Annotated in this window: 14 protein-coding genes; 11 read left to right on the forward strand and 3 right to left on the reverse strand. The window is 28.9% G+C overall.

Annotated elements, in window-relative coordinates:
* Positions 1-20: 20 nt before the first annotated feature.
* From AC5SLO_RS01160 to AC5SLO_RS01170, 3 genes are read left to right on the forward strand one after another with little or no spacing between them, the layout of a single operon-like run.
* On the forward strand, positions 21-341 hold the full coding sequence (locus tag AC5SLO_RS01160) for a 2Fe-2S iron-sulfur cluster-binding protein (protein WP_494573377.1): 321 nt from the start codon (positions 21-23) through the stop codon (positions 339-341).
* Positions 342-1,358, forward strand: coding sequence for an NAD(P)/FAD-dependent oxidoreductase (locus tag AC5SLO_RS01165; RefSeq protein WP_494573378.1), 1,017 nt, complete (start codon positions 342-344; stop codon positions 1,356-1,358).
* Positions 1,355-1,981, forward strand: a complete 627-nt coding sequence (locus tag AC5SLO_RS01170) for a glutathione S-transferase family protein (protein WP_494573379.1) — start codon at positions 1,355-1,357, stop codon at positions 1,979-1,981. The genes AC5SLO_RS01165 and AC5SLO_RS01170 overlap by 4 nt, the downstream gene beginning before the upstream one ends.
* On the opposite strand, the gene AC5SLO_RS01175 is transcribed toward AC5SLO_RS01170, so the two are convergent.
* Complete coding sequence (locus AC5SLO_RS01175) at positions 1,978-2,520, reverse strand: TraR/DksA C4-type zinc finger protein (protein ID WP_494573380.1); 543 nt, start codon at positions 2,518-2,520, stop codon at positions 1,978-1,980. The two genes, AC5SLO_RS01170 and AC5SLO_RS01175, sit on opposite strands and share 4 nt — an antisense overlap.
* Before the next feature lie 80 nt (positions 2,521-2,600).
* Here AC5SLO_RS01175 and AC5SLO_RS01180 point away from each other — a divergent pair, with 80 nt between their 5' ends.
* The 3 genes from AC5SLO_RS01180 to AC5SLO_RS01190 are packed head-to-tail and all read left to right on the forward strand — an operon-like array spanning position 2,601 to position 5,628.
* Entirely contained in the window at positions 2,601-3,923 is a 1,323-nt protein-coding gene (locus AC5SLO_RS01180; protein ID WP_494573381.1) for a glycosyltransferase family 39 protein, read from the forward strand.
* A gap of 2 nt (positions 3,924-3,925) precedes the next feature.
* Positions 3,926-4,798, forward strand: a complete 873-nt coding sequence (locus AC5SLO_RS01185) for a glycosyltransferase (protein ID WP_494573382.1) — start codon at positions 3,926-3,928, stop codon at positions 4,796-4,798.
* Entirely contained in the window at positions 4,795-5,628 is an 834-nt protein-coding gene (locus tag AC5SLO_RS01190) for a heparin lyase I family protein (protein ID WP_494573383.1), read from the forward strand. The genes AC5SLO_RS01185 and AC5SLO_RS01190 overlap by 4 nt, the downstream gene beginning before the upstream one ends.
* A gap of 4 nt (positions 5,629-5,632) precedes the next feature.
* Here the strand turns inward: AC5SLO_RS01190 and AC5SLO_RS01195 are convergent, their stop codons facing one another.
* Positions 5,633-6,910, reverse strand: coding sequence for a Y-family DNA polymerase (locus tag AC5SLO_RS01195; RefSeq protein WP_494573384.1), 1,278 nt, complete (start codon positions 6,908-6,910; stop codon positions 5,633-5,635).
* The gene (locus AC5SLO_RS01200) at positions 6,888-7,283 is read right to left on the reverse strand and encodes a LexA family protein (RefSeq protein ID WP_494573385.1); all 396 of its coding nucleotides are present in this window, start codon (positions 7,281-7,283) and stop codon (positions 6,888-6,890) included. The genes AC5SLO_RS01195 and AC5SLO_RS01200 overlap by 23 nt, the downstream gene beginning before the upstream one ends.
* 164 nt (positions 7,284-7,447) lie before the next feature.
* On the opposite strand from AC5SLO_RS01200, the gene AC5SLO_RS01205 reads away from it, so the two are divergent.
* From AC5SLO_RS01205 to recA, 5 genes are all read left to right on the forward strand, one after another.
* On the forward strand, positions 7,448-7,996 hold the full coding sequence (locus AC5SLO_RS01205) for an SOUL family heme-binding protein (protein WP_494573386.1): 549 nt from the start codon (positions 7,448-7,450) through the stop codon (positions 7,994-7,996).
* 16 nt (positions 7,997-8,012) lie between these two features.
* A complete protein-coding gene (locus AC5SLO_RS01210) occupies positions 8,013-8,375 on the forward strand; it encodes a GFA family protein (RefSeq protein WP_494573387.1) in 363 nt (120 codons plus the stop codon).
* Positions 8,376-8,381: 6 nt separating this feature from the next.
* Entirely contained in the window at positions 8,382-9,305 is a 924-nt protein-coding gene (locus tag AC5SLO_RS01215; RefSeq protein WP_494573388.1) for a uridine kinase, read from the forward strand.
* Positions 9,305-10,603, forward strand: coding sequence for a TolC family outer membrane protein (locus AC5SLO_RS01220; RefSeq protein WP_494573389.1), 1,299 nt, complete (start codon positions 9,305-9,307; stop codon positions 10,601-10,603). The genes AC5SLO_RS01215 and AC5SLO_RS01220 overlap by 1 nt, the downstream gene beginning before the upstream one ends.
* 105 nt (positions 10,604-10,708) lie before the next feature.
* Positions 10,709-11,860: a recombinase RecA gene (gene recA, locus AC5SLO_RS01225; RefSeq protein WP_494573390.1), complete on the forward strand. Its 1,152-nt coding sequence runs from the start codon at positions 10,709-10,711 to the stop codon at positions 11,858-11,860.
* Positions 11,861-11,947: the final 87 nt, after the last annotated feature.

The following is an 11,947-nucleotide window of genomic DNA, read 5'->3' on the forward strand; positions in this document are numbered from 1 at the left end:
TGTAATTATATTTAGAATATATGCCTAAAATTACTTATTTAGAAAACAATGGTAACAGCAAAATTATAGAAGTGCCCAATGGGCTAACCGTTATGGAAGGCGCTGTCCAGAATGATATTCAAGGTATTGATGCAGATTGTGGAGGTGGTATGGCTTGTGCTACTTGTCACGTTTATGTAAATGAAGAGTGGTTTGACAAACTTCCTAAAAAAGAAGATGGTGAAGAAGATATGTTGGATATGGCATTTGAGCCAAAAAAAAATAGTAGATTAAGCTGCCAACTAATAGTTTCAGATGAATTAGATGGCTTAATAGTAAGCATTCCATCAAAGCAAGGTTAAATGATTAAAACAGATACATTGATTATTGGTGCTGGACCAGTTGGTTTGTTTTGTGTTCATCAACTGGGAATAATTGGGTTGACTTGTGAAGTAGTAGATAATTTAGATAAAATTGGTGGACAATGTATTGAGCTCTATCCAGATAAACCTATATATGACATTCCAGCTATTCCAGAATGTACTGGGGAAGAATTAACCAATAATTTACTTAAGCAAATAAAAACATTTAAAACAAATTTTCATTTAAATGAAAGAGTAGAAGAAATTAAGCAAGATGAAAAAAAATGGTTAATAAAAACAAATAAAGGAACTCAATTTGAAACTTCAAGCATAATTATTGCAGCTGGAGTAGGCTCATTTGAACCAAGAAAATTTTCAACAAAAGAAATAGAAAAATACGAAGGTAAAAAAATATTATATTCAGTAAAAGATAAAAAAATTTTTAAAGATAAAACTGTTACTATTTTTGGTGGAGGAGATTCAGCATTAGATTGGGCAATTGAATTATCAAATACCTCAAAGGTAATATTAGTTCACCGAAGAGATGATTTTAGAGGAATGCAAGCAAGTATTGATAAAGTTAATCAATTGAAAGAAGAAGGTAAAATAGAGATTTATACTAAGTACCAACTAGACTCAGTTGAAGGTGATGATAAAATTGAAAGTATTAACATTAAACATGATGATGAAAGTATAAATGAAATTAAAACAGATTATGTTTTGGGTTTTTTTGGATTGATCATGAAATTAGGACCTATTGCTGAGTGGGGATTAAATTTAGATAAAAAAACTATTCCTGTTAACACAGAAAATTTTGAAACTAATAAAAAAGGCATTTTTGCAATTGGAGACATCTGTTCCTATCCTGGAAAACTAAAACTAATTCTTTCAGGTTTTCATGAAGGGGCATTAGCTGCTAGAGGCTGTTTTAAGTATGCAAAACCAAATGAAAAATACAGATTTGAATTTACGACTTCTTCCAAAACAGTAAAAAGTAGACTGGGTATTAAAGAGTGATAGAGCTTTTTACTGCCGACACTCCAAATGGAAAAAAAATTACAATAATGTTAGAAGAGTTAGGCTGTGATTTTAAAGTTACTAAAATTGATTTATCTAAAGGTGAACAATTAAAAAAAGATTTCATAAAAATAAGTCCTTTTGGAAAAATTCCAGTAATCATTGATCATGAAAATGGACAATCTTTATTTGAGTCTGGGGCAATTCTTATTTATTTGGGTGAAAAATATAACAAGTTTTATGATTTAAAAGATCGCTATATTATTAATCAATGGTTGATGGCGCAGATGGGAATTATTGGACCAATGATTGGTCAACATCATCAGTTTCATCATTATAATCCTGGAAAAAGTGAATTTGGAGAAGAAAGATATTTTAAAATCGCTAAAAGAATTTATGGTGAGTTAGATGAAAGATTATCTTCATCAAAATACTTAGCTGGAAATGAATATACCATTGCTGATATTGCAACTTGGCCCTGGATAGCAAGACATGAATGGCATGATATTGGACTTAATAATTATAAAAGCCTGACAAGATGGTATTTGGATATTTCAAAAAGAGAGGCTGTTATAAAAGGATATGATTTATTAAAAAATGGCTCAATAATACCAAAGCCTTAATCGTCAGCGTATACTTTTTCTTCTTTTTCGTGTTTTTCTTGAGCAGCTATACATAAGTCAGCAACAGGTCTAGCCACTAATCTTTTTAATCCTATTGGCTCAGCTGTTTCTTCACAAAATCCATATGTTCCATTTTTAATTCTCAATAGAGCTTGATCAATTTTAGAAATTAATTTTATTTGACGGTTGATCGCTTTCATTTCAACAGCTTTATCTGTGTATGAGCTTGCTTGGTCCACAATGTCTGCTGAAATACTATTGTCATCCATTGATCCATGATAGAGAGCCTCATTATTTGCTTTAACTAACTCTTTTTTCCACTCAGTTAATTTTATTTTAAAAAAAATTAAGTGCTTTTCACACATATATTTTTCAGTTTCTTTTGGAAGATAGTTTTTTGAAATTTTAACTGGTGCTTTAGTTTTTTTTTCTTCAACAATAACTTTTTTAACTTCTTTAGCAGGTTTTGTTTTTATAGAAGTAGATTTTTTAGATTTAGCAACTTTTTTTTTAGCAGTTTTTTTTGAAGTTTTGGGCATATGTATAAATTTAGTGGCCGGAGTATATTCAGCAATTAATAGGTGTCAAGCAAGCTTAATTCATATAAAATCTATATAAAATGTTACTTAATAAAAATAATATTAATAAGTTCTTTTATGTCTTTCTCACAGCACATTTATTTTTATGGACATTAATTCCTTCGTTAACAAATAACAATCTACCTCTTGATACAATTGAAGCCTTAGCATGGGGCAGCAATTTAGAATGGGGTTTTAACAAACATCCTCCAATGAGTGCTTTTTTTCCAGAAGTTTTTTTTCAAATTTTTGGATCTCAAGATTGGATATATTATTTGCTTAGTCAAATATTTGTAGTTATTTCTTTTTATTATGTATTTAAATTTTCTAAAGAATTTTTTAATAGTGATTTATTAGGTATAATTTCAGTTTTACTTATTGAAGCAATTTATTTTTATAATTTTACCACTCCTGAATTTAATGTAAATGTTTGCCAGCTTCCATTTTGGTCCTTAACAGTTTATTTTTCATGGAAAATTTATACTAGTAAAGAAATAAAATTTACTGATTGTTTTTTAGTTGGATTATTTGCAGCATTTGGTTTTTTATCCAAATATTTGTTTGTTTATCTTTTAGTTTCAATTGATCTTTTATTTATATATTTAATATTTATTAAGAAAGATAGAAAATTTGATTTTAAGTATCTTATAACTCTAGAGGTATTTTTGATTGTTTTAGTTCCTCATCTAATTTGGCTAAACAATAATGATTTTATTACTATAACTTATGGACTTGCAAGAACTGGATTAGAACAATCTGGTTTAATTGATCATACAAAATTTCCATTAATCTTTCTAATAAAGCAAATTGGATTACTAATCCCATTTTTAATTTTAGTTTGGCTTTTAGTAAAAAAAATCAAATTTAGAATATCTTTTAAAGATAAAAAATTACTTTTTTTGTTAGCGATTAACATTTTACCTATCATTTTAATGTTTTTAACTTCAGCGGTTACAGGCTCTAAGATTAGAACAATGTGGATGACACCGTTTTATTTATTTTTTGGAACTTTATTTGTCTATTTATTTCAAGCTCAAATCAATATTAAAAAGTTAAAACCATTTATGATTGGCTTCATCTTTTTATTTTTTCTGTCACCAGTGCTTTATGCTTATGTCTCAATATCAAAAGAAGACAAAAGAACTGATTACCCAGGGAAGGAAATTGCTATTAAAACTCAATATGCTTGGGATCAACAGTTCAATTCTAAGATAAATGTAGTTTATGGAAATGAGTGGAATGCAGGTAATTTATCATATCATCTAAAATCAAGACCGGTGTGGGAGGGTTTTGTTGAAAAAGAAAAGCTTGATCAATTGAAAGATTATATGTGTCTTGATAATGTTTGTGTTGGATCAAAATAGCTATGAAAAAATATGTAATTTTAATTCCAGTTTACAACGATCGAGAGAGCTTAACCAAGCTAATTGAAAATATAAATTCTGAAATAGAAGGTATCAATTCTGAGATTTCAATTGTTGTTATTAACGATGCATCTTCTCAACAAATAATTGATGAATATCAAAACACTGAAAATATTAATTCAATTGAAATTGTAAATATGAAAGAAAACAGAGGTCATGCAAGATGTATTGCCTCAGGATTAAAGTATATTTATGAAAAAAAAGAATTTGACTATGTAATACCTATGGATGGAGATGGTGAAGATAGACCTGAAGAAATTAAAGAGTTTATAAATCTAATACAAAATTCAAATGATAAACCTATAGTTGGAAAAAGGGTAAAAAGATCCGAAGGTTTGTTTTTTAAATTATGTTATGAATTTCACAAAATAATAACCTTAACATTTACAGGAAAATCAATTAAATTTGGAAATTTTACATGTCTTCCAAAAATAACTGTAGAAAAATTGATAAATGAAAAAGCTACATGGAATAGTTTTTCTGGTTCATTAACAAAAATAGAAAATGACTTATTAGAGATTTCATCTATTAGAGGAGATAGGTATTTTGGTCCTTCTAAAATGAGTTTTATGAATTTGTTGAAGCATTCACTTTCAATAATAAGTGTTTTTAAAAAAACAGTATTAATTCGATCAGCTTTATTTATTGTAATTTATATCCTTTTAATAAAGAGTTATGCCTCTATTTTAACATCAATTCCTCTAGTACTTTTACTAGCAATGATCTACTCAATTTCTGCTTTGGCTTTAAGAGAAAATATTGATGAATTCGATAAAGCTTTATCAAACATAAGTAATATTGATCAAATTAAATGAAAAATTTTTTTTTTACAATATTTCTTAGTTTACTAATTTTAGGAACTACAAATTTTTCTAAAGAAGTAAATGCGAGAGAAATTACAAATCTTCAATGGAAAAAAAGTGTTGCAACAGGTAAGAAACTTTCGAAATTTAGAGAAACTGTTACTTCTCCAGCTTTAGGTGAAAAAGCCTGGAAGATAACATTGCTGCCAAGAGATTGCGGTAAAGATAAAGATGGAGATTATTCTGATTGTAAAAACAATGGAAGAGATGCAGTTGTTGGACATGGAGGAGGAGACAGAGCTAGAAGCGAGTATTCCTCATCTGGTCCGAGATATACAGGTGAAAAATGGATTTCTGTAAGTATTTATATACCAGAGGATTTTCAAACAGTTGAACCTGTAAGCACTTCTCTGTTTCAGATTTATGAGTGGGGAAATACAAATCAACAAAGACATCCAAGAATGATGCTAAGAGTTAAAAGAGGTAATTTAGAACCAAGATATTTTGCTGTAAATGGAATGGACTCCCAGGGACTTATATACAAACATCTTAAAATTGATGATATGCGAGGTAAGTGGACTACAATCATATTTCATACCAAAATGTCTAAAGATCCTAATAAAGGATTTATAAAGATGTATGTAAACGATATTCTTTATAATGACTATAAAGGAAGGACTGGTTATGGAGGAAAATATTATAATAAATTTGGAATTTACCATAGTTGGATCAGTAGATGGAACGATGAAGTGCACGGAGAATACCCAACGCAAGTTGTCTATTATGACAATTTATTTAGAACAAATAAAAAAGAAAGACTTTTGAAATTAATTCAAAATTAATTATTTAAGCTCTTATTGTTGGTAGACAATAAAAATCAGCAGTATCTATTTTAGAAGAATACTCTCTTTTCATATTCCACTTTTTTTGAACCCCAGCACTTGCAAGACTTAAAGTTGATCTACCATATCTATAATTAGTATTATCAATAGATCTCATTAAAGTATTTATCTTTTCATCTTTTTCAGATGAAAATAGATTTGTTTTTTCATTAGCGTTAGATAATCCCGTAAGCATGACACCTGCTTTTTGGTACTGGTAACCATTTTTGAAAATTGTTTCTAGAATTGTTACTGCAGCTTTAACTATTTCAATACTATTGTTTGTTGCAATTGGAAAATCAACTGTCTTTGCATTTGAGTAATATCCATAGTTTCTTTGAAAGGGACTAGTTCTAACAAATACTGTGATTGCTTTTGCAACTAATGACTCTGATCTAATTTTTTCAGATGCATTTAAACAATAGTTTGCAACTGCTTCTTTTAACTCTTGAAATCTTTCTACTCTTTTCCCAAATGATCTTGAGACAACACAACTCTTTCTTTTTGTAGTAGTTGTTTCTAAATTAATACAAGGAATACCTTTAAGTTCCATTGCAGTTCTTGAACTTAAAACATTAGAAGATTTTTTAATCCAGCTGTTAGATTTATTTTTAAGCTGCTTAGCATTATAAATTCCATTTTTATTATAAAATTTTGTAAGTTGTCTACCAACACCCCATATATCATTAATATCTATTTTTTCTAAAATAGGGTCAATATTTTCAATATTAATTAAACTAGTAACTCCTGATTGTTTTTTCTTTGCAATATGATTTGCAATTTTACTTAGAGTTTTTGTTTTAGCAATTCCAATACTAGTTGGGATCCCTGTCCATTGTAAAACTGTGTCTCGAATTTCTTTGCCAACTTTTTCTATATCTTGATCTGGAAAATTTGATAAATCTAAAAAAGCCTCATCAATAGAATAAACCTCTATTTTTGTATTAAATCTTTTAAGAGTTCGCATTACTCTTCTAGATAAATCACCATATAAAGAATAATTAGAAGAGAAAACTTCAACCTTATTTTTTATGATAATATCTTTTTCTTTAAAATAAGGCTCACCCATTTTGATCCCTAAAGCTTTTGCTTCATTAGATCTTGAGATGATACAACCATCATTATTAGATAAAACTACAACAGGTTTTCTTCTTATTTTAGGATTGAATAATCTTTCACAAGAAACGTAAAAAGAATTACAATCAACTAATGCTATTTTTTTAGTACGTAGAATGTATGACATAAGTTACAACCCCCCAAATAAAGATGTCTTCTTCTTCATTAATTAAAATTTTATCAGTAAAATCTTTAGACCCTGACGTTAAAAACTTTTTATCTCTTTCTTGAACCAAGCTTTTAACCACAAGCTCATCATGAACGTTTGCAATAACTGTTGAAAAGTTTTTTGGTTTTAAACTTTTATCAACTACCAATAAATCTCCATCATTAATTCCAACATCGACCATTGATTTACCCTGAACACGAATGATGAAAGTTGCTGGAACATTTTTTATTAAATGTATGTTCAGATCAATATCTTCTTCGATATAATCCGTTGCAGGAGAGGGAAACCCAGCACCTGCTTTATGTAAGTAATAAGGGATAGTTAGTTTCATGTTCTTATTTTGTTCTTATTTATAGACTAGTTATACAATGCACGCAATAGGTTGTATTTTGAGTCTGGAAGTGAATCAAAAGTGAATCAAAAGGTGAACATCCAAAACCACATTTTGTATGCTTGTGGATAACTTCAACCAGAGATAGTTTAAAAAATTCGAAAATGAAAAAAATTTTATTAGTTTTAACCTTTATATTAACTTTAAGTTCTCAATTGATGGCATACGAAGAAACAAACTACGAGGTAGTAAAAGAGAATAAAATTTATGAAATAAGAAAATACCCTAATCGTTTGGTCATTGAAACAAATTCTGTTCAAGGTAATGGTTTTAGAAAATTGTTTAATTATATTTCAGGAAATAATAAAGAAAATGAAGAAATAAAAATGACAGTTCCAGTTACTCAAGAAATTAAAAATGAAAATATGACGATGCAATTTTATTTGCCATCAAAATTTAATAAAGATAATGCACCAAAACCAGTCGACTCAGAAGTAAAAATTTTAACTATTGAGGGTGGATATTATGCTGTGATTGAATATTCGGGGAGATCTTCAGATAAAAATTTTTTAAAAAATAAGGATATTTTAGAAAAAGCGCTTAAGCAAGACAACTTATTGGTTCTAAGTCCACCAATAAGAGCGTCATATAACTCACCATTTACTTTACCAATACTTAAAAGAAATGAAGTAATGTATAGAGTAGATTTATAGAAATGGAGAAAAAATAATGAAAAAACTAACTTGTCATTGTGGCACTGTAGAAGCAGAAATTAATTTAGAAGGAGATTTAGCTAAAGTAATAAAATGCAATTGTTCTATTTGTAAAAGAAAAGGAGCAATTATGTCGATGGTAAAAAATGAAGATTTTAAAGTTACCAAAGGTGAAGATAAATTAACTCTTTATCAATTCCATTCAAAAATAGCTAAACATTACTTTTGTTCAGTTTGTGGAATTTATACCCATCATAATCCAAGAGCAAATCCTGCAATGACAGGATTTAATGTAGGATGTATAGATGAAATAAATACTTTTGTTATGAAAGATGTTCCTGTCAATGATGGTCAAAATCATCCTTTAGATAAAAAATAATTTTTTATGTGGTCTGTTGGCGAATGTTATAGCAAGGTTAAGAAAGATTGTTTTAAATTTATTTCTTCACAAGAAACAAAAAAAGATAAATTTAAAAATAAAGATAAGATGATAAAATCTTTTCTAATCCCAATTAGTTATTGGATTTCAAAAAAAACAAAAAAAAATCCATTGATAATTGGTTTAGCAGGAGGGCAAGGATCAGGAAAAACAACCATCTCATCACTTTTAACATTAATTTTACAAAAATATTTTAAACTAAATGTTTTTAAAATTTCAATTGATGATTTTTATAAAACAAGAAAAGATAGAAAATTATTATCTAAAAAAAAACATTCTTTATTAATGACAAGAGGTGTGCCAGGAACACATGATGTTGATTTAATGCTAAATTTTTTTAAAAAGATTAAAGCTAAAAATTTTAAAAGATTACAAGTGCCAGCATTCAATAAAGCGATTGATGATCGTTATCCAAAAAATTTGTGGCATAGAATAAAAAAAAAACCTGATGTTGTAATCTTTGAAGGTTGGTGTGTAGGGGCTAGAGCGCAATCAAATAACCAACTTAAAAAACCAATAAACTCAGTTGAAAAAGTCTATGATCAGCAAGCTAGATGGAGAAAGCATGTTAATGATCAGTTAAAAAATAAATACAAAGCATTATTTGGTCAATTAGATGGATTACTATATTTAAAAGCTAAAAACTTTAGTTTATTAAGAGAGTGGAGGCTAAAGCAAGAGAGAAAGCTTTGGTTACAAACAAAAAATAAGAAAAACTTAAAGATTATGAGTAGTGGTGATGTTATAAATTTTATGCAAACCTATCAAAGAATTACTCAACAAATGTTTAAAGATGCTGTAAAAAACTCTTCAGTTATTATGTATTTAAATAATAAACATCAAATACAAAAAATAAAATTTAAAAAATAATGAAAAAAAACTTTTTAATATTTATATTATTTATTTTCTTTAGTGGAAATGTTTTTTCTGCACCATTATCAGAAGCATTGTTACAAGCTTACAATGAAAATCCAGTGCTGAATGCAGAGCGTGAAAATATTCAAGTTTCTTTAGAAGAAGTAAAAATATCAAAAAGTCAATTTTTGCCAAGCGTTACTTTGTCAGGCTCAAAAAGCCAAGAAAATACTGAAAAGCAAACTGATAGTTCAGGAGCAAACTCTGCGTTTACAGACGTTGATCCTAAAACACAATCTATAGATATTGAGCAAAAACTATTTCAAGGATTTGCAGGTACTGCAAGTTTAGAAAAAAGTAAAATTGGATTAACTTTGGCTCAAGCAAAACTATTAAAAACAGAGCAAGAAATTTTATATCAAGCCATAGAAGCTTATACAGGACTTATATTTGCTGAAGAAAAATTAAAGATTAATCAAGATAATGTTAATTTATTAGAGAGACAAGTTGAAACCGACCAGGCTAGATTAGAAAGAGGACAAATTACTTTATCTGATCTCTCTCAATCCGAGTCATCACTTGCAGGAGCGCAAGCTAAATTTTTACAAGCTCAAAATGAAACAGTAACTGCCAAATTAAACTATGAAAAAATAATAGGACCAATTGCTGATATAAATTCTTTAGACAAAGAATCTGATTTAAATTTTGCATTACCTGTAAGCTTAAATGAAGCAATTGAAATTTCTAAAAAAGAAAACCCGAATTTAATTATTTCAAGATTAGAATATGAACAATCAGAAAAAGATATGATTATAGCCAGATCAGATCTATCACCCTCTGCATCCTTATCTTTTAATAGTTCAAAATCAGACGATGTAAGTTCAACGATAGGTGAACGTGATAAAGAAATTTTAAAAGCAACTATTTCATGGCCAATTTTTAATGGAGGAAAAAATTATGCCTCATTAAATAAAAGTAAAAATCTTAAGAATAGAAAAAAATTATTGTTAGATAATGCCCTAAAATCTAATGATACAAATGTTGCAAGTGCATGGTCAAATTTTCAAGTTTCTAAAAGCCTATTAAATTCTGTTACATCTCAAGTTAAAGCAGCTGAGATTGCAAACGAAGGAATAACAGTTGAATATGAGTCAGGACTTGGAAGATCAACTTTGGATGTGATCCAATCCAATTCAATTTTATTAAATGCCAAAATAAGCTTGGCAGATTCAGAAAGAAATTATCTACTGTCTCAATTTAAATTGTTACAGTCAGTAGGCTACTTAAATAGCAAGTATCTAAAACTCCAGTAATTACCTAATTTTTTCACTAAAAAAATAACTATTGAAAATAAGAACAAAATGTGTACATTTAAAACACGATTCGAATACTAATTATTTAATAAAAAAGGGCATAAAATGACTAAAAATAACCTAAAAGTAGTTAAATCTACAAAACAACAAGCAACAGACGCAAACGATAAAAATAAAGCTTTAGACGCAGCAATGAGCCAGATTATTGATAACTTTGGAAAAGGTTCAGTAATGAAGCTAGGTCAAAGAAGAGCAATGGACATAGAATCTGTATCAACTGGATCGTTGAGTTTAGATGTAGCTCTTGGTATTGGTGGCTTGCCTAAAGGAAGAATTGTAGAAATTTATGGACCAGAGTCTTCTGGTAAAACAACATTAGCATTACAGGTGGTTGCTGAAGCTCAAAAAGCAGGTGGTATATGTGCTTTTGTTGATGCTGAACATGCATTAGACCCAGTATATGCAAAAAACCTTGGTGTAAATACTGATGAATTATTAATTTCTCAACCAGATGCTGGTGAGCAAGCTTTAGAAATAGCTGATACTTTAGTTAAATCTGGATCAATATCTGTTATCGTAATTGACTCAGTGGCTGCATTAACACCTAGGGCTGAAATTGAAGGCGAGATGGGAGATCATCACGTAGGTCTTCAATCACGATTAATGAGTCAGGCTTTAAGAAAATTGACTAGCTCAATTTCAAATACAAACACAATGATGATTTTTATAAATCAAATAAGAATGAAAATTGGAGTTATGTTTGGTAGTCCAGAGACAACATCTGGTGGTAATGCGCTTAAATTTTATTCATCAGTAAGAATGGATATTAGAAGAATAGGTGCAATTAAAAATGGAGATGAAATAATTGGAAATTCAACAAGAGTTAAAGTGGTGAAAAATAAAGTAGCACCACCATTTAAAGTTGTTGAATTTGATCTGATGTATGGAAAAGGAATTAGCAAAGTTGGTGAGTTGATTGACCTTGGGGCAAAAGCTGAGATTGTTGAAAAATCAGGTGCTTGGTATGCTTATAAAGGTGAAAAAATTGGCCAAGGAAGAGAAAATGCTAAAATTTACTTAGAGCAAAATCCTCAAGTTGCAGCAGAAATTGAAATGGCAATTAGAGAAAAAGCTGGTGTAATAGCAAAAAAAATTGAAGGTAATCCATTAGATCCTGAAAAAGCTGCGAAGGATCAAATAGAAGATCCGGTTACTGAGACAAAAGAAGAAGTAACTCCACCATCTAAAAAGAATTAGTTAAAGTCATCTTTAATTATTAAAAGGCGCTTAATTTAAGCGCCTTTTTTCCCTACTCATATCTAGACATCAAATAAAAAAGCTGTA

The sequence above is a fragment of the Candidatus Pelagibacter sp. PS_44 genome (assembly GCF_059417735.1).